Source organism: Corynebacterium hindlerae, assembly GCF_014117265.1.
Lineage (GTDB): Bacteria > Actinomycetota > Actinomycetes > Mycobacteriales > Mycobacteriaceae > Corynebacterium > Corynebacterium hindlerae.
Genome location: NZ_CP059833.1, coordinates 1,282,488 through 1,301,407, shown reverse-complemented (window position 1 = coordinate 1,301,407; position 18,920 = coordinate 1,282,488). Strand labels below are relative to the sequence as shown.

The 18,920-nt window shown below is 57.4% G+C and carries 16 protein-coding genes; 8 read left to right on the top strand and 8 right to left on the bottom strand.

Features of this window, described 5'->3' with window-relative positions; translation table 11 throughout:
* Positions 1–550 precede the first annotated feature (550 nt).
* From HW450_RS06355 to HW450_RS06335, 5 genes are all read left to right on the top strand, one after another.
* Complete coding sequence (locus HW450_RS06355; protein ID WP_182387128.1) at positions 551–2,071, top strand: SpaH/EbpB family LPXTG-anchored major pilin; 1,521 nt, start codon at positions 551–553, stop codon at positions 2,069–2,071.
* 124 nt (positions 2,072–2,195) lie between these two features.
* Entirely contained in the window at positions 2,196–3,143 is a 948-nt protein-coding gene (locus HW450_RS06350) for a class C sortase (RefSeq protein WP_407926287.1), read from the top strand.
* Complete coding sequence (locus HW450_RS06345; protein WP_182387127.1) at positions 3,136–3,924, top strand: prealbumin-like fold domain-containing protein; 789 nt, start codon at positions 3,136–3,138, stop codon at positions 3,922–3,924. The genes HW450_RS06350 and HW450_RS06345 overlap by 8 nt, the downstream gene beginning before the upstream one ends.
* Before the next feature lie 80 nt (positions 3,925–4,004).
* Complete coding sequence (locus HW450_RS06340; RefSeq protein WP_182387126.1) at positions 4,005–7,247, top strand: VWA domain-containing protein; 3,243 nt, start codon at positions 4,005–4,007, stop codon at positions 7,245–7,247.
* Positions 7,248–7,253: 6 nt separating this feature from the next.
* A complete protein-coding gene (locus HW450_RS06335; RefSeq protein WP_182387125.1) occupies positions 7,254–8,354 on the top strand; it encodes a hypothetical protein in 1,101 nt (366 codons plus the stop codon).
* 48 nt (positions 8,355–8,402) lie between these two features.
* Here the strand turns inward: HW450_RS06335 and HW450_RS06330 are convergent, their stop codons facing one another.
* The gene (locus HW450_RS06330) at positions 8,403–9,245 is read right to left on the bottom strand and encodes a DMT family transporter (protein WP_182387124.1); all 843 of its coding nucleotides are present in this window, start codon (positions 9,243–9,245) and stop codon (positions 8,403–8,405) included.
* A gap of 121 nt (positions 9,246–9,366) precedes the next feature.
* Between HW450_RS06330 and HW450_RS06325 the strand changes: the two genes are divergently transcribed.
* Together HW450_RS06325 and HW450_RS06320 are read left to right on the top strand one after the other, a co-directional pair.
* On the top strand, positions 9,367–10,632 hold the full coding sequence (locus HW450_RS06325) for an aspartate kinase (protein WP_182387123.1): 1,266 nt from the start codon (positions 9,367–9,369) through the stop codon (positions 10,630–10,632).
* A gap of 93 nt (positions 10,633–10,725) precedes the next feature.
* Positions 10,726–11,754 (top strand): aspartate-semialdehyde dehydrogenase, encoded by a 1,029-nt coding sequence (locus tag HW450_RS06320; protein WP_182387122.1) that lies wholly within the window; start codon positions 10,726–10,728, stop codon positions 11,752–11,754.
* Positions 11,755–11,784: 30 nt separating this feature from the next.
* Here HW450_RS06320 and HW450_RS06315 read toward each other — a convergent pair whose 3' ends face one another.
* Positions 11,785–12,336 carry an RNA polymerase sigma factor gene (locus HW450_RS06315; protein ID WP_182387121.1) on the bottom strand — a complete coding sequence of 184 codons (552 nt, stop codon included), beginning with the start codon at positions 12,334–12,336 and terminating at the stop codon, positions 11,785–11,787.
* Between the two features lie 55 nt (positions 12,337–12,391).
* Here HW450_RS06315 and HW450_RS06310 point away from each other — a divergent pair, with 55 nt between their 5' ends.
* Positions 12,392–12,805 (top strand): Ohr family peroxiredoxin, encoded by a 414-nt coding sequence (locus HW450_RS06310; protein WP_182387120.1) that lies wholly within the window; start codon positions 12,392–12,394, stop codon positions 12,803–12,805.
* 393 nt (positions 12,806–13,198) lie between these two features.
* Here HW450_RS06310 and HW450_RS06305 read toward each other — a convergent pair whose 3' ends face one another.
* The 6 genes from HW450_RS06305 to HW450_RS06280 are packed head-to-tail and all read right to left on the bottom strand — an operon-like array spanning position 13,199 to position 18,772.
* A complete protein-coding gene (locus HW450_RS06305) occupies positions 13,199–13,474 on the bottom strand; it encodes a Na+/H+ antiporter subunit G (RefSeq protein ID WP_182387119.1) in 276 nt (91 codons plus the stop codon).
* Positions 13,471–13,719 (bottom strand): monovalent cation/H+ antiporter complex subunit F, encoded by a 249-nt coding sequence (locus HW450_RS06300; RefSeq protein WP_182387118.1) that lies wholly within the window; start codon positions 13,717–13,719, stop codon positions 13,471–13,473. The genes HW450_RS06305 and HW450_RS06300 overlap by 4 nt, the downstream gene beginning before the upstream one ends.
* The gene (locus HW450_RS06295) at positions 13,719–14,138 is read right to left on the bottom strand and encodes a monovalent cation/H+ antiporter subunit E (RefSeq protein WP_182387117.1); all 420 of its coding nucleotides are present in this window, start codon (positions 14,136–14,138) and stop codon (positions 13,719–13,721) included. Before HW450_RS06295 ends, HW450_RS06300 begins: the two co-directional genes overlap by 1 nt.
* A complete protein-coding gene (locus HW450_RS06290; protein WP_182387116.1) occupies positions 14,125–15,606 on the bottom strand; it encodes a monovalent cation/H+ antiporter subunit D family protein in 1,482 nt (493 codons plus the stop codon). Before HW450_RS06290 ends, HW450_RS06295 begins: the two co-directional genes overlap by 14 nt.
* On the bottom strand, positions 15,603–16,013 hold the full coding sequence (locus HW450_RS06285; RefSeq protein WP_182387115.1) for a cation:proton antiporter subunit C: 411 nt from the start codon (positions 16,011–16,013) through the stop codon (positions 15,603–15,605). The genes HW450_RS06290 and HW450_RS06285 overlap by 4 nt, the downstream gene beginning before the upstream one ends.
* The gene (locus HW450_RS06280) at positions 16,010–18,772 is read right to left on the bottom strand and encodes a DUF4040 family protein (RefSeq protein ID WP_182387114.1); all 2,763 of its coding nucleotides are present in this window, start codon (positions 18,770–18,772) and stop codon (positions 16,010–16,012) included. Before HW450_RS06280 ends, HW450_RS06285 begins: the two co-directional genes overlap by 4 nt.
* Positions 18,773–18,920 lie beyond the last annotated feature (148 nt).

Below are 18,920 nucleotides of genomic sequence, written 5' to 3'. Positions count from 1 at the left end.
CAGGGATGATCGTTCTATCCCCCGGTTGGTAGCCATAGTCCAAGGTACGTCGAGTGCAGTCGGTTCGTGAAATCCGATGCTGGACGGGATGAAGGGGATCGTAATTGCTAACAGTTTGGGCAAGTTTGCTAAAGGGGATTGGGTCGAACGGTGGCACATCCAAACTTGACCCCAAGAAGGGGTATATCTGTGATGGAGAAAAGCAGCAGTACTTTTCAGATAAATGGATATTTTTTAAGGTGTTAAGCTGCACCAACGGTATTGTTTTGATAAGGAAACATTCAGGAGAGAAGAGGCATTGTTAACTGTGACTGTCTAGATGGTCACATGGGCTTAGCTTCCAACTTCCAAAGCGGGGTGTTAAGCTTCCTTTAAGCGATTCATGAGAAGATCAAAGCTAGCTGTGACCTCGCCCCAATGATTGCCTGTTTTCTGAAGGGCAATTGTGAGTGTGCCCTAGAAAACTTCCGGAGTGGCTCCCCAACCAACATGGAACTGGTCCCACCAAACGGGCGTTCCTACTTAGAACTGAAGAAAAGGACTCTTCCAAGTGAACAAGTTCTCTCGTACCGCCCGCTCGGTATCATTCGCCGCCATTGTCGGCCTCTCCCTGGGTATCTCAGCACCAGGTGCATTCGCGCAGGAGGAAGGCAATACTGCTACTGCTATTAATCCTGGCGAAACGAACGAAGGCGCTGGAGCCGGTAACATCGATTTCAGTAAGACTGGTGCAATCACCATCCACAAGCGAATCGGTGCGGAAAAAGACGAAAATAACACCGGCATGGATCTAGGAGAAGCGGCTCCAGGAAAAGCTATTGGTGATAATCGCGTCTCCTTTACTGTAAAAAAGGTTACGAATGCCGACCTGACCACCAATGAAGGTTTCGCTGCAGCTGCGAAGTTGACTCCGAAAGATGCTGAAGCTCAAGGTGAGGGCAAGACAGTTGTTGTAAAGGATGGCGTTGCTGAGTTCAAAGACCTCGAAATTGGTGTTTACCTGGTTGAGGAAAAAGTAACCGAGCAGGTTGAGGCGGGTGGTTCTACCCTGATTCCAGCTAAGCCGTTCTTGGTATTCGTACCGACAACCGGCCCAGAAGGTAACGCATGGAACTACCACGTACATGTGTACCCGAAGAACTCCGAGTCGAAGACCGAAAAGAAGGTCGAAGACGCTGACAAGAACACCCAGGACGCATTCAGCTACACGATCACTGCGGATGCCCCGAACTTCAATAAGGAACGGAAGCAACTAACGAAGTTCGAGTTCAAGGACAAGCTGGATAGTCGCCTTGAGTTCGTTGGGGTGACAGAAGTAAAGGCTGGCGACAAAACCCTTTCCGAAGATGATTACGAAATCACCGAACCTTCTCCAGAAAACGAGAACACCCTCACTGTTTCCCTCAGTGAACAGGGGCGAGACAAGGTGGAATCCGGCGCTAAGATGTCCCTGAAGTTCGAGGTCAAGCGTAAGAATGTTGGCGAGACTGTCGAACTCAAGAACCAGGCAGATGTCATCTTCAATAACCCGAGCACCGGTGATGACGTTGAACAGAAGACCAACGAAGTTATCACTTACCACGGCAAGCTGAAGGTCGTGAAGACGGACAAAGATAAGAACGAGACCCTAAAGGGTGCGGAGTTCGAGCTGTACCGTTGTGATGCTGGGGCGGAATCGGTAAGCGATGAAAACAAAATCACTATCGGTGAAACGAACAAGTGGACCACTGGTGAAGACGGAACCTTAACCATTGATGGTCTTCACGTTACCGATGTTGAGAACCACGATGCTCCGATTGAGAAGCACTACTGCTTGCTTGAGACCAAGGCTCCTGCTGGTTACAAGAAGAACAACAAGCCAATCTCCTTCACTATGACTCGTGAGGACATTCAGAAGGTAGAAGGCGAGGGCGACGACAAGATTACTTTGGTCAAGGAAGTTGTCAACCTTCGTGAGGACACCCCGCAGCTGCCACTGACCGGTGGTGCTGGTGTTGGCATCCTGGCCGCGATCGGTGCAGCAATCGTCGCAGCTGGTGCTTGGTTCGCACGCCGCGGAGCTAAGAACTAAATCCGAGTACGTACTCGGTGAGTCTGGTGGAGAAACCTCCAGGCTGTGAAGCAGGGTGCGCGCAGCGTACCCTGCTTTACTTTCTGTTAAATGAAGCAAATGTGACAACTTTGGGAGCTACCCAGTGGACAATTCTCCGGTGCAGGTGATTGAGGATTCGCCGGCCGATCAGGACAAGAAGAAAAGCCTGGTGTTGCCAGCGCTACTCGTCGTTCTTGGCATGCTCGTCATGCTTTATCCTGTCGTGTCCACTGCGTGGAACAACTATGGCACGTCCAAGGCAGCGGCTGAGTACGCGAAGCTGGAGACTTCCGTTCCGCAAGAGGTGAAGGATACCCAGTGGGATCGGGCGCACGCTTACAACGAGGAGCGCAGCACTGGCCCGATTTTGGACCCGTGGCTGAACCAGATCCGTGGGAACAACCCGGAGTACGCTGCGTATCTGGAACAGCTCAACGCCACTGATGTGATGGCCCGTTTTATTTTCCCAAAGATCAAGGCTGATCTGCCCGTCTACCATGGCACCGATGATGACACCCTGCAGAAAGGCTTGGGCCACCTGTTTGGTTCGGATTTGCCGGTCGGTGGCGAAGGAACTCACGCGATTCTTACTGGTCACACGGGGCTGTCGAACGTGACCATGTTTGATCACTTGAAGGACGCTAAGGAAGGCGACGTCTTCTATGTCCAGGTGTCTGGTCACAAGCTCAAGTATGAGGTGGACCAGATCAGGGTGGTGCTGCCGCATGAAACTGATGGGCTGCGGCCGGAGGCTGGCAAAGACCTCATTACGTTGATCACCTGTACCCCGTACGGCATCAACAGTCACCGCTTGTTGGTGCGTGGGCATCAGGTCCCGTTGGAGCCGTCGGAAAGCGCGGTGTTTGACCAAAGTCACGGTGCTGGTTGGCAGTGGTGGATGTATGCCCTGGTGGCAGCCGTTTTGGCGATCGCATTGGTGTTTGCGTGGTGGCTGTGGCGGCAGCGCCACCCGCAGCCTGTCGGTCGGCACGCACGCAGAGAAAATCAAGAAAATGAAGAACCTCAATGGTGGGAGAACGACAATGACTAACCGGCACACGGTCCGACTGCGCGCAGTAGTCGCCGCAACCATCGCTCTCACCTGCTTCGGTGGCGCGTCGTTAAGCGCAGGGCTTGCCGACGCCGTCCCCGTAGCCGGACTCACCACCGGCGAGCGTGCAGTCGGGACCGACATCCTGCGTATCCAACTCACCCAAGGCAACCCGGCCGACAACGGCAAGCCAGTCAGTGGGCTGATCCAGGGCGTCACTATTCACCTCAACCGGCTGGCAGGGATCGACCCTAACAGCCCCGAAGACATGCTCCGTGTGGAGAAAGCAGCTCTTGACGAAGTCAAAACCTGGCCCACAGACTCACACTTCTCCCTGGTCACCGACGCGAACGGCATTGTGCAATTCGAAGGACTGCCACGGGGTATCTACCTAGTCACGTCAACTTCTCCAAGCGATGAATACCGCGAAATCAACCCGTTTTTGGTGGCCGTGCCATTCCACACCGTCCAGCACAACTCCACGCCAGTCGCAGGAGTTATCGTGGTGAAGTCACACAAACCAGGGAACCCACCAACCTTCCCGCCTGTTGTTCCGCCAGTTGTTCCGCCAGTTGTGCCGCCATCCGAACCACCTGCTACTCCGCCAACCCGTCCCGGCCAACCCCAAGAAGTACCAAGTAAAACAACATCACCCAAAGAGCCACTGGCAATGACAGGAGCTCAAATTACGGGACTAGTTGCTCTTGCATCAGTACTGCTGTCAACCGGGTTTGTACTCATCGCGCTTAGCCGCAAGAAACGCACCACAGGAGCTCAATGACGGTTCACGGGAAAACATCCAAGTTTCACAAAAACCCAATTTAAAACAATTCTGCTGTTAGAAAAGGAATAGATATTAGAATGTGGGATTTTGCCTCGTCTAGAGGGATCCGTGGTTTTTCTATAGCGCTGGCACTTTTCCTAACAATCGCTTTAAGCATCTCCCTCACCGGTGCTATGGCGCAGACAAACACAACGATTACCGTTCAACCAACCTCCGTTAACTATGAGGCTAGGTACAATCGAATCGCTTTTGATTTTAGTGCTGGCCAAAATATGGAGATCACCAAAATTACGGTGGTGAACAGTGGTAGCGCGACGTTCTCTAGTCCCAATCGTTTCAGTGAATTCTCGGTAAATCGGCAAATTACTTCACCTACCCCATTTACCTCTGCTGGCCGTAGCTTAACCAGCAACTTTACGCAGCCACTAAAAGTAACGGCAACAGACACATTGACCTTAAAATGGGCTGTCACCCGAGGTATTCCCAACGCGGGAAACCTAAAGGTGACTATAGAAGGAAAAATTACAGAAAACCTCAAACCGCAGTCCTGGGCAGGCAATGACACAAACGGAGCGTTTTTACTCACGGCAACTCAGGGTAACTCGCCGACTCTCACCTTCACTCGCACCATCGATACTGATGGCACTTTGGCAGGCTATATTGAGGCAACCAGCCAATTCCAAAATGGCTACGATGTAGATGGTGGAAAGCAATCAGTGCTTAAAATCTACGACCCGCAAGGACATGTCCTGGTCACTGTTCAAAATGTCCCGGGAAGCCAAGAGGTGCAACCAATATCGGGCGTAGATCAGCCATCAAATAACTGGGGTGGTGTACGGTTCAAGCTGCCAAGCGAAATCAAGGTGCCAGCCGGTTCACGTATTGAAGCTACTGTCCCGTACGGTTTCCGCAACAGTACTGTGACGAGCCCAGACATCAAGTCACCTACTGGCCCGGGCAAGTTTACGATCAACTTTCAAAAGGCCAGCAACTTTCAGAAACCAAATCAAAGCGGTTACTTCTGTCTAGCACTCGTTGGCGATGGTCCAGTATCTGGTTTCAAACTTGCACCTAATAGTGATGAACAACGGAAAATTACTGGAATTAAAGGAGTCGTCTTAGTAGCCGACGGAGGAAGTGGTGCTCAAACGAGCGTTCCTGGGCCATTTAAGATCGACTATTCTCCCGAGGACCAAACCGGTTCGGCCTATGTTCGGTTCCCGCAAGCGATGACAGCCGATCAAGACACTGCCATGTGTGTGGTCTTGTCCTTTGATGCCAATGTTGACATGACCCAAAACGTGGGTGATCATTTCACCTTTGCCGCAGAACGGAACCTATTTCCTGGAGAAACCCCACGTGTAATGGATCCTGAGCAGGGTTGGGATACCCCGACCGTTGCTAATCCGAAGCCGGTCCCGCGCTGCGGACAAAACATCGCCATTGTCATGGATGCGTCAAACTCTGTGATCGTGAAACAAGGCGTGGACGCAATGTCAGATGCTGCCTCGAACATAGTGAAGGCCCTGACTGGCACGGCAACGTCTATTGGTGTCTACAACTTCGGTTCAAACGGAACCCGGTTTGAAGACGCGAAGCTTCCTAGTACCTCGATCCAGGATGAAGAAGGCGCAAATAAAGTTCTCACTGCCATTGGAAAATACAACTCAAACATGAAGCTTCCGGGGTCCTACACCAGTGTGGGCCAAGGAGCAACAAACTGGGAAGGCGCGTTGAAGAACATTGAGGACTTCAACAAGCAGAATCCCACTTCGAAATACGATGTCGTCTACTTCCTGACAGACGGTTACCCAACTTTCAGTGATTCCACGCCTCGCGGAGGGGCTGAAGACGCCTCCGCAGGTATGGTGCATGTTTCGGATGTGAAATATGCGAAGCAGGCAGCTGATCGTGTTAAGCAGCAAGGTACGCGTATCCAACCAGTGCTGATTAATGTTCGAAAGGATTTCACGGAACCTACCGCGAAGGACTCGACGGCAGTCTTTAAAGAGAAAAGCACATACAAGGCGGCTATCGAGGCTTACCGTCAGGCTTACGGCAGCATGCCTGCACACCTCTTCCTACCTTGGGCCCAATCCCAAGAGAATACTTTCGTGCGTGATGTGCTTAACAGACAAGATGCGGATATTTACACTGTCGGGGACAGGACACTGTTAGGTCAGGGGTTCGGTGACCCACTCGCTTCAAAACGTGATCCGCAACCTCAACCGGATAACACCCGAGTAGTTCTGAATGAGCGAGACTGGTCCACTTGGGCTGTTGGCGAACGGGGTCCACTTCAGATGGGCGATGTTATTGCAGCTAACGGAGATTCGATTCTGGCAACAACATTTGGAGACCTCAAGCGTGTGTTAGCCGAGGTTGCGCTAGCATCCTGCGCTGGCACGGTTACTCTGATGAAGAGTGTGATTGATGCTGAGGAAAACCCAGTACCTTCGGAAACACTCGCGGGTTGGGAATTTAAGGCCCATACGCCGGGAGGCAACTTCCTGGTTGCCCAAGATGATTCCCGAACCAATGAGACCTCGGATATCACGGACGAATCCGGGTCCGTGACTTTCCACATAGAAACTGATAACCCTAGTGCGAATCCAGAGGTCCAGATCACTGAGTCAAAGCGCAACGGTTACAGCTTGTTCCGGCAAACCTCTGCTAGTAAAGCAGCCAATGCCCGATGCTCAATCAACTACCTTGATGGCCAACCTGCGCAAGAGATTGAGGTGAACGACGTCGGCGATGAGGGGAACCAGGACTTCCAGGTTTCGGTAAAACCAGGGGCAGTTGTAATCTGCAAGGTCGTCAACCAGAAGGAACCAGAAAACGGTTTCTTCCGCGTCGATAAGGTGGATATGGATGGAAAACCCCTGGACGATGCGCGATTTGAAGTATGGCAAGCGAGTGGCCCAGGAACCGAACGTCAAGGAACGGGCCCTGTGTGGAAGACGGGAGATGAATCTAAAATTAAATTGGCTCCTGGCAAATACCTGTTGATAGAAACACAGGCTCCACGCGGTTACTCACTGCTCCCAGAAGCAATCCAGTTCGAAATTGTTGCAGAGAACGGTCAGCAGATCATCAAACTGCCCAATGCAGGCAATGCAGTTTTCGTGCTTAACTCTGGGTCTGATGAGAGCGTGTCCCAGGGATTTGGCACCTATATGCAGGTGGCGGATGTGCAAATGGGTACCCTTCCCAAGACCGGTGGCGGTGGAATTGCACTGTGGGTAGTGCTGGGCTTGCTCTTGGTGGGGGCAGGATGGCTTGCAGTGGGGCGTCGTGAAGCGAAAGCATTACACTAACAACCTATGTCCGTAACTCAACGTGGGGCGGTGGCCACCGCAATTTTCGCGGCGGTGACCGCCCTTCGCCTTGCCGTCGTCGCCTGGCTTGCCGACGCCAAAAACCAAACCCTGAGCAGCGTCCTCACCCGGTGGGATGCCATCCACTACATCAGCATCGCCCGCGGCGGCTACTTCGAAGACATGGACCCCACCTCCCTCGGAGGCTACCAAGCGCGACTCGCGTTCTTTCCCCTCTTCCCCTACCTGCTGAGGGCAGTACGTGAGGCTACGGGGTTGGACTACCTACCAGCAGCCCTCGTGATCAACTCCCTGGCAGGTGTGGCAATGGTGGCTGCGGTGATGATGATCGCGAAGCACATGGGGGCCGGGACACGGGGCCAGGTGGCCGGGGGAGTGCTCATCGCCGGCGCACCGATGGGGCTTACCTACAACATGCCCTACACCGAGGCCCTGTTCTCCGCGCTAGCTTTTTGGGCGCTGTACTTCATGCTGCAACAACGATGGGGCCTGGTCGGAATCTTGGTGTTCTTCACCTGCCTCACACGCATCACCGGCATAGACCTCTGGATAGTATTCCTCCTGGTAGTGCTGGTTCACGGGCGGCAAAACTGGCGCGCATGGATCGCCCTGGCACTCTCCCCACTCGGGCTGGTGGCCTACCTCATCTTCGTCGGCAAACACACCGCAGACCTGGGCGGCTACTTCGGGATACAACAAAAAGGCTGGGGCTCCGCCTTCGACTATGGCGCCGCAAGCCTAGAATTCCTCAGCTGGTGCTTCAACCGCAGCAGCGACTCCTGGCTCCTCATAGTTGGGCTCATCATGCTCGGCACCATATTGCTGTTAGCCCTAAGTTTTGGGAAACTCCCCTGGCCCATCTGGCTCTTCGCCCTAGGAATAGCTCTCAACATCCTGCTCTCCGACGGCACCATCACCTCACGGCCACGCCTACTCCTACCAGTAGTGATCTGCCTTCTACCAGCAGCAATGGTCCTCTCGAAACTGCTGGAACAGTGGAAAATGGCCCTGCTGGAGGTTACCTGGGTAGTCCTCGGCTCCATCATCTCAGCCCACCCGCTCATAGCCACGGGGTGGGCTATTTAAGGGGCTGGGGTTTTGGGGGGTGTTTTTGTGAAACCCAAAACTCAACCCCTATCCCACATCCCGCCGGGAGAGCATGACGGTGGAGACGATCATGAACACGAGGGCGAGGAACATCCAGAGCCATTCCAGATCTGTTGCTTGGAATTTTTCACCGAGGACGAGGTATCCGAGGGAGAAGGCGACGACGGGTTCGGTGCTTTTCATTGCGGGTAGGGAGTTCCTTAAGGCGCCTGCGTTGAAAGAGGATTGCTGCACGATGGTGCCGATGGTGGAGGCGATGATGAGGGCGTAGAGCTCCCAGTTGGTGAGGAGTCCTAGGAATCCGTGGAGGACGAAGATGTCGGCGACTGCTTTGGAGAAGACGCCGACGTAGCCAAAGATGGCGCCGGTGACGATGCCGAGGATGAGGGCTTTTTCGCGGCGGATTTGCCTGGCGGCGTAGCGGTCCATGGCGAAGAAGATCGCGAAGCCTACTCCGAGGGGGATGAACCAGCGTTCGAGAGGCGGGTGGGTGATTCCGGGGAGGGGGCGTCCCAGGAGGACAAGCACGCTGACTGCGATGGTGAGCACTGAGGCCCAGGTCATTTCCGAGATTGTGATGCGCCGGCCGTCGTAACGCGCGGAGAGCGGGAGAGTGAACATGAGGGACATAACCAAGATGGGCTGGACGATGAGGAGGGGGCCGAATCCTAGGGCGACGACTTGGAGGAGGTAGGCGATGATGGCCGTCGACATGCCTGCCCACCAAAGGGGTCGTTTCATTGCGGAGAGGATGGCGGCGTTGCCTCCTGTAGGGGCCGCTTCGGCGATGCGGTGGCGCACAACGGTTCCCCACGCGATGGTGAGGGCCGATGCGAGCGCGAACAGCACCGCCAAAACGTAAGAATGCACGTGTCTAGGGTACCGGAACACCCCCGCCCACCCCGGTGCAATAAAACTTAACATGGGTAAGTTTACCTTAATGTTAGGTTGGCGGTAATATGGTTGCAGCGAAAAAGAAAGGTGGCGACGAATGGCACTCATCGTGCAAAAGTATGGTGGCTCTTCGCTGGAGTCCGCGGAACGGATCCGGGCGGTGGCGGAACGGATTGTCGCTACCAAGAAGGCTGGCAATGATGTGGTTGTGGTATGCTCAGCAATGGGTGATACCACCGATGACCTGCTAGATCTTGCGTCTCAGGTGAATCCAGTTCCTCCGGCGCGCGAAATGGACATGTTGCTGACCGCCGGGGAGCGCATCTCTAACGCGCTCGTGGCGATGGCTATTGAGTCCTTCGGTGCGAAGGCACAGTCCTTCACCGGTTCCCAGGCCGGCGTGATCACGACCGAGCGTCACGGTAATGCGCGCATCGTGGATGTCACCCCCGGTCGTGTTCAGGAGGCCCTAGATGAGGGCAAAATCTGCCTCGTCGCCGGTTTTCAGGGGGTCAACCGCGAGTCTAAGGACGTGACCACCCTGGGGCGTGGCGGTTCCGATACCACTGCGGTGGCGCTGGCTGCTGCGCTGGGGGCCGACGTCTGCGAGATCTACTCCGACGTCGATGGCGTGTACACCGCTGACCCGCGCATCGTTCCTAACGCCCAGAAGCTGAAGCAGCTCAGCTTCGAGGAAATGCTGGAGCTGGCCGCTGTTGGCTCCAAGATTCTTGTTCTGCGCAGTGTTGAGTACGCCCGAGCATTTGGCGTACCGATGCGCGTTCGTTCGTCGTACAGCAATGACCCCGGCACTCTCATTGCCGGATCTATGGAGGATATCCCAGTGGAAGAAGCAATCCTGACCGGCGTCGCCACCGACAACTCTGAGGCGAAGATCACCGTCCTCGGCATCCCTGACTCCCCAGGGGCTGCCGCCACCGTGTTCCGCGCTATCGCGGATGCAGAAATCAACATCGACATGGTGCTGCAAAACGTCTCCTCCCTCGAGGACGGCAAGACCGACATCACCTTCACCTGCCCACGCGCCGACGGACCCCGCGCCATGGAAATCCTCAAGGCCCTGCAGGTGAAAGAAGGCTGGGAGAACGTGCTTTACGACGACCAGGTCGGCAAAATCTCCCTCGTCGGCGCGGGCATGAAGTCCCACCCAGGCGTCACAGCCACGTTCTGTGAGGCCCTGCGCGACAAAGGTATCAACATGGAGCTGATCTCCACCTCCGAGATCCGCATCTCCGTCCTCACTCGCGAATCCGAACTCCCAGAAGCCGCCCGCGCCCTCCACGACGCCTTTGAGCTTGGCGGCGAGGAAGAAGCCACCGTCTACGCAGGTACCGGTAGATAACAACGTTGAATTTAGTGCTCCAATTGACCAAAAACTACCCCTGTTCTGGTCAATCGGAACCACAAATTCGACCACCCCTAGAAAGGATCCCTCATGACCACTGTCGCAGTTGTTGGCGCTACCGGCCAGGTTGGTCGCGTGATGCGCACTCTTCTCGAAGAGCGTAATTTCCCAGCCGACGAGGTGCGTTTTTTCGCGTCCGCTCGTTCGGCCGGCTCCACCCTCCCGTTCCGCGGGAAAGACATCACTGTTGGGGATCTCGCTCTGGTGACTGAGGAGTCCCTTAAGGGAATCGATATTGCCCTGTTCTCCGCGGGTGGCTCTACGTCGAAGCAGTACGCGCCGATCTTCGCGGCTGCGGGTGCGACGGTTGTGGACAATTCCTCCGCGTGGCGCAAGGACGACGAGGTTCCGCTCGTCGTGTCCGAGGTGAATCCGGAGGCTGCGCGCGAGCCGAAGAAGGGCATTATCGCGAACCCGAACTGCACCACCATGGCTGCGATGCCGGTGCTCAAGCCGCTGCACGATCGCGCTGGACTCGTTCGCCTGCACGTCTCCAGTTACCAGGCCGTGTCCGGCTCCGGTGTTGCCGGCGTTTCTGCTTTGGCCGAGCAGGTTTCCTCCCTGGCTGATCCGACTGTGCTGGCTCACGATGGTTCCCAGTTGGCACCAGCCGACTTTGGTCCCTACGTCGCGCCGATTGCGTTCAACGCGCTGCCATTCGCTGGCGCGCTTGTCGACGACGGTTCCCTCGAAACCGATGAAGAGCAGAAGCTGCGCAACGAATCCCGCAAGATCCTGGGAATCCCAGAGCTGAAGGTGGCGGGCACCTGCGTCCGTATCCCGGTATTCACCGGACACACCCTCACCATCCACGCTGAGTTCTCCTCCCCAATCACCGTGGAGGAAGCCAAGGCGCTGCTGGCTGACGCGCCGGGCGTTGAGCTTGTCGACGTCCCAACGCCGCTCCTGGCCGCAGGCAAGGACCCATCTTTTGTTGGTCGCATCCGCCAGGATCAGTCGGTGGATGATAACCGTGGCCTCGTGCTCGTGGTCTCAGGAGACAACCTCCGCAAGGGTGCCGCCCTCAATACCATTCAGATTGCTGAGCTGCTGGTGTAAAGAAATAGCCCCTCAAAAGAGGGGCATTTCTTATGCTTCCTTGGCTTTCGCAGCCGGCTCAGATGCCGCCACCATATCGGCGCGGGCACGCGCCACACGGGAGCGAATAGTGCCAACCCGAACGCCCGCGATCTTCGCAGCCTCTTCATAGGTGTAGCCGAGCACCTGGGTCAAGATGAGGGCTTCCCGACGATCGGGATCTAGGGCGTCGATAAGCATGCGTGCGTCGACCCACTCCGCCCAACTCGACGGCGCCGCTGCGTCCTCAAGCTGCGCCGCCGACTTGCGCGGGCGCGCCATATCATGCCGAATATTGTCCACCCACACGCGACGCGCGAGCGACAATAGCCACGTCTTTGCGCTGCTCCGCGCCGAAAACCGGGGGAGCGCGCCGATCACGCGGAGGTACGTTTCCTGGGTCAGGTCATCCGCAATATCGCGGCCCCCGAGGTGCGCGAGCAGCCGCCACACGTCACCCTGCGTGAGCTGGATAAACTCGGTCAGGGCACGCTTATCCCCACGCCCGGCCTTCAAGGCAAGGCGCGTGACGTAATCGTCATCATGCGGCGGAATGAAGCTCATGAACACCTACATTACCAGGTACACTGGGGCACCCCGACACAGAAAAGGAGCAACAATGTCTGAAGCTTTGTACACCGCAACCGTAACCTCCACCGGCGGAGGCCGCGACGGCCGCGTTAGCGGTGACTTCGAATCCGATATCCGACCACCAGCTGCCCTCGGCGGCAGTGGCGACGCACCAAACCCAGAAACCCTCTTCGCCGCAGCCTGGGCAGCCTGCTTCAACGGCGCCCTGCAAAAGATCATGAAGGACTCCGGAGTCTCCGTTTCCGAGCATGAACCATCCGTCACCGCCTCCGTCACCCTGAACAAAGTCTCCGACGGATTCCGACTCTCCGGCGCCATCAAAGTGTCCTTCGCAGGTGGCTCCTTCGACGGCGACGCCGAACTCGTAGCCAAAGCACACGAATTCTGCCCATACTCCCGCGCAGTACGCGGCGACTTCGACGCAACAGCCGAGCTGGTCTAGCGTCCGGCGAAACCAACATTGGGGCTGAGCAGCACTATACTTCCGTGTGCGCTGCTCAGCCCTTGAACTACATCAACACGCGTAGGTGGCCATCCGGGCTAAAAATCTTTGAATACCCCCCACCAGGGGCACAACACCCGGGACTACCGCACGATCAACCTCAGCTTGATCTACCTAGGTTTTGCCTGGGGTTTCCCTAAAACGCGCTATCGAAACCTGTAATCCCCGGGAAGTGAAACTCGGATCTCGGACAAAAATCTAGCTGCAAGTTTGCTATTTAAGCATTTTTATCCCGAGATCCGGGTTATGCTTCCCGGGGATTGCAGGTTTTAGCAGGGGCCCAAACCGCCTCAGCTATCCCATAACCCCTGGGAAGCCTAGTTAAACCAAGCCCTAAAGATCCTCCACGGCGTCGTGTACGGAGCGGCCCATGTAGAAGGAGGACACGGCTGCTACGACCCAGAGTCCGAAGATGGATAGGAGAGCCCTGATTAGGTTGTGCCAGTCAAAGGGGTCGGATAGCAGCTTGGCCAGGATCAATAGTGGCAGTGCGATGCCCACGGTGGGGCCCATCAAGTTAATCCTGGTCAGGGCGTCGGGTGCGCGCCAGAGCGCGCTGACGGTGCCGAGGATCAGGATGCAGGCTATAGATACCAGAACGTAGCTCATCGGCGGCCTTTCGACAGGATGCGGGCGACGGACACCGTGGACAGGAGGCCGAGCAATCCGGCTAGCAGTGCGACCTCGTAAACGATTGAGGTATCAGTAACGAGAGTCCAGACGATGTACATGGCGACCATGATGAAGAACACCATGTCGGCCACGACGGCGCGGGTGGCGTCATCATGAGTGAAGAGAATGAGGGCCAGCGCGCCCAGCAGGCACGCGCCCAACACGAACACGAAAATAATCATCAGTTCTCCTCATCCGAGGTGGCGTAGGGGCCGTAGTTGGTGTCGGAATGTCCAGCTACGAAGGTAGAGTGCAATGGGTTTCCAGCCCCTTGGCCTGGTGCGCCTTTGTCGATGGAAGCGACGGAAGGCACCAGGCGCTCCTCCATATCAGCGAGGCCGGCCAAAACCTCACCCGGGTCGGCGCCATACACAGCGTGGACGAGCAACCTGTCGCCACGGATTCCCAAGGACAGTGTTCCTGGGGTGATGGTGATGCAGCTGGAGAACCAGAAAATATCCCGGTCTGAGGTGATTCGCAGCGGGTAGGACACGATAACCGGCTTGAACCCAGTGGAACCCGAAAACGCGGAACGGACAATGACCAGGCCACCGACAATGATCTGTCCGATCAGCCAAGGGATGAACTTAAACAGATGCATTGACTACTCCAATCGGATCAGTGGTGCCGAACACCGCGGACACGTAGGACGGGACATCGAAGAGGGCGTGGGATGCGGTGGAAATGGCGTCGATAAGCGGGCCTGCGGCGAAGAACATCCCCACCGACACCACCATCAGCGACAGCCCCGGCAGCAACTTCGCCCAGGTCACGCCCAACGACGCGCTATACCGCCCCATCGGTTTACCCCAGAACACCTTGCGCCAGACACGCAGCATCGACAGCAGGGCACCGATCGACGCCACAATCACCACCGAAATGACCAGCCATGAGCGCATATTGCCAGGCTCCGCAGCTGCGAAAACGATGCCGACCTTACCCCACATGCCGGAAAACGGGGGAAAACCGACAACCGAGAACGCGCCCGCAGCCCACACCGTGGACGCAATTGGGTCGCGGCGCGCCAAGCCGTAGAGCTTCGACAAGGTTCCCGTGCCGTATGTTTCCTCAATCGCGCCGGTGGTCAGCACCAGCGAGCCCACCGTGATCATGTGATGCAGCGCGTACAGTATGCCCGCAGCCAGCGCGGCTTCGGTGCCGAAGGCGAGCATCACCAAGATGAACGGCATGCCGTTGACCATCTGGTAAGCCAGCACCCGGCGGATAGTGCGCTCGCCCAGACCAGCGAAACCGCCGATCAACATGGACACGCACATGACGGCAATGATGAACCAGGACCAGCGCTCGTCAGCGTCGAACACCACCACATACAGCCGGTATAGGACAAACACCGCCACCTTGGTGTGCAAACCGGAGAACAGGCCCATTACCGCAGAGCTAGTAGCCGGGTAGGTGCGCGGCAACCACGTATGCAGCGGGACCACACCGGCCTTCACCGCTAGCGCAATCACCACAACACCCATCGCCACTACCAGTGGCCCGTGGTCCGCAGCGCCCGCGAGCGCCGCATAATTCACCGTGCCGGACACGGCGTACACCAAGCCCGCACCAATCAGCAGCAGGGTAGAAGCGAACAAGTTAGACAGCACAAAGGTCCGGCCGGCAGCCAAACGAGACCGGGTGCCGGTCATCGCCATCAAACCGTAGGAAGGCAGCAGCATAACCTCGATGAATACGAAGAGGTTGAACAGGTCAGCGGTCAGCAACGCGCCGTTCACGCCCGCGATCAGCATGAGGGTGAGCGCAGGGTAGAAACGGGCGGTGATCTCGCCAGAGACGAACGCGAACCAGTTAGCCGTCAGCGCCACCACAGAGGTAGTAATCACAAACAAGGCTGTGAACTGATCGGCGGCAAAAGCGATGGACACGCCACCGGGGTAGAGGCCCACATTGTGCCCGATCGTGCCTTGCGTAAACAGCCACACACCTGCCGGAATTCCCAGGAACGGCACTACGACGAATAACAGAGATCGGAGCCACCGCCACGGAGCAATGACCGCGAGCGCTGCGGCGGTCAACGGGACAGCAACGAAAAGCGGCAAGATCATGATTCCTCCAGCGCCTTGTTGCGCTCGATACGGGGGCTGTCGGCGGGCAGGGGACGGACGTTCCGGGCGGCGGTAATCAGCAGCGCCGCCTCCGGCTCATTCGCATGCTTCGACGCGGTGTCGTCGCTGCGGCCCAGGGCTGCGAGCGCCAGCATGAACGTGGTGGTGGCCATCGAAATCACGATCGCCGTCAGCACGAACGCCTGCGGCAGCGGGTCAGCCGCCACGTCAAGAGGGGTGCTGGAGAACGGTTCGCCACGCCACTTGGGAATACCCAGCGCCAGCAGCGTCAGGTTCGCGCTATGGCTGATCAAGGACATTCCCAGCACGATGCGGAACATGCCGCGCTGCAACACCAGATACATGCCACCAGCAGCAAGAACAGCAATGGTCAAGGTGATGATCATCGGACCTCCTCCTTGTAGGACAGTGGCATGTTGTGTGGTGGTAGCGGGGAGTCTTCCGGGCGCTCATACGGTAGCGAATCCGCACCGGGTCGGTCGTAGCCGCCAAGCGCGTTGATACCCAGGGACACCATGCCCAGCACCGCGAGGAACACGCCGCCGTCGAAAATCATCGAGCTGGTGACATGCTCGCCGAGGATATGGCCATGAATGGCGTACAGGAACGAACCGTGCGTCAGCCCCAAGTAGCCGGAAAAGAGCGCCATCAACATGCCGGACCCAGTGAGTAGGAAAGGCACCTGCTTACCGACGACCGGTTCATCTTTACCCTTGGCCAGATAAGAGAGCATGAACGCCGAAGCCGCCACCAGCGCGGCAATGAAGCCACCACCAGGGGTGTTGTGGCCCCTCATGAAGATCAGCACTGCCAGCACGAGCAGGATCGGCGTCACAATCCGGCGCAAGTGCTGCAATGGGAGTGCGTTGCGGGCGGCGTCGTAAAGCGCCGGCAAATGGTCGGTGCGGGAGCGCGGCACCGAGGCAACCACCGCGGCGATGACCACGCCCGCCATACCGAGGACGGACAGCTCGCCCAGCGTATCCAGGGCACGGAACTCGACCAGGATCGTATTGACCACGTTCGCGCCACCGGTGATGCCCGGCGCCTCACGCAGGTACCACATCGCCAGCTCAGGGCGCTCATGGCGACCCACCAGCGTCCAGATACCGAAGAACACCGTGACGCCCACCGCGATCGCGATGGCCCCCGACCAGTACTTCCGGCCCGGCTTCACTGGGGCGAACCCACGTGGCTGATGGCGCAGCACCAGCATGATCATCACGATCACCAGTAGCTCCACCATGAACTGCGTGAGCGCCACATCAGGGGCACCCAAGGTAAGGATCTGGAACGTCACGCCCACACCAATCGCGGACAGTAGCAGCACCGCAGTGAGACGGGAACGAGTGCGCACCAGCCCAATCACGGACGTTGCCACAATCGCCAAGGTCATGAGATCAGTCCAACGATCCGTGCCAGCAACCCGTGGCGCCAGGCCCGCGCCATCCATATTCGACGCCCACGCGGCAAGCGCCAACACAACCACCGTCACTGCCGGCCACGCCAGGTGACGTGCTGGGCTGAAGGAGTTTGCGATCTCAGCAAAAACTCGGCCAACGCGCTTCAAACCGCCGGTCGCGCGATCCAATGCCAGCGCACCCGTGAACGGCAGCAGCTGCGTGCCAGAAATCGGGGCCAGCAGCTTCTTGCGGCCGAGCACACCCAGCACACCCAGCACCAACACGGCCGCAGAAATCAGCAGTGGAACGTTCACCCCGTGCCACAGCGCCAAGTGCGAGTGGTGTTCCATCCCCACCGCGTGGAGGGCTTCGTCTACCGGGCTGTCGAGCACACTGATGGCAAAAACCAGCGGTACCGACAACAGTGCCGGAAGCGCAGCCGGCAACCACAACGCCACCGGAGCTTCCTTCACCTCATCCATTGGACGTGGGCCATCCACGAAAGCACCGAATACGATGCGGGCGGAATAGGTGAAGGTGAGCAGCGCAGCGATAGCGGCGAAGAACAACATCACCGGATAATCCGCGAATGCCGTGAGCATGCCCTCCTTGGACACGAAACCGAGCAGCGGAGGCACAGACGCCATCGACGCCGCAGCGATCACCACGGAAGCGAACGTAAACGGAAGTTTCTTCACCAGCGGGCCCAACCGGCGAATATCGCGGGTGCCCGTCTGGTGGTCGATCACACCGATCAGCATGAACAACGAAGACTTGAACATCGCGTGCGCAAGCGTGTGCACCAGGGCCGCAGCCAGCGCAAACGGTGTGCCCACACCGATCGTGGCTACCAGCCACCCCAAGTGGGACACCGTGGAATATGCCGTGAGCTGCTTCAGATCCGTCTTCTGGATCGCAAACAGCGCGGCCATGATCGCCGTCGTCATGCCCGTGGCCATCAGCAAGTACTGCCACACCGCCACATCGTGGAAAATCCCCGAGAAGCGAATCAGCAGATACACACCGGCCTTCACCACCGCGGCAGCGTGCAGGAACGCAGACACTGGGGTAGCGGCAGCCATCGCCTCCGGCAGCCAGAAATGGAAGGGTAGCTGCGCGGCCTTCGTAAACGCAGACACGGCGATGAGCATCGCCATGAGCTCCGTCAGGTAATGATCGTCCCACATGTCGCTCGCCAGAATCTCGGTGAGGTTCGTGGTTCCGGACTGCGTCACCATGATCGCGATGGCAGCCAGCAGCGTGAGCCCACCGATGAACGTCAAGATCAACGTGCGCATGGCGCCGGCCTGGCCACCCGAACCCGAACGGGCGATGAGCAGGAACGATGCAATCGAGACCAGCTCCCAGCCCACGAAGAGCAGGATCACGTCGTCGGCAAGCACCAGCAGCAACACCGCCAGCATGAACGACGACATAATCAGGTAGAAGCTCTGGTTGCCTTTACGTTTAGGCAGGTAAGCGGCTGAATATATAAAGACGACCGCGCCGATCAGCAGGGCGAGCATCGCGAAGAAAAAGGACAGGCCATCAGCTTTGATAGCGAAAGAGGCCCCGAGCGCCCACGGCACTCGGAATCCGGATGGATGCTGTGCTAGCACCACCGCCGCCGCAATGAACAACGCAGCCAGGGGCCAACCTGCCTGCCTTTCCACTACGCGTACCAGCAGCGGTGATGCCACAACGGCTGCCCCGGCAATCAGCAAAACGAGGAGCAGGGTCACGTGAGAATCACACCTTGCTTGAGGTTGTCGTCGGTCATCGTCTTCGGCCTGGTGAGGCCCAGTGCACTCACCCCATGGGTAATGAAGTAAGCAACATTAGAAAATCTTACCAGGTGGAACAACCCGGCCTTTCGGTGCGCCTACCTGC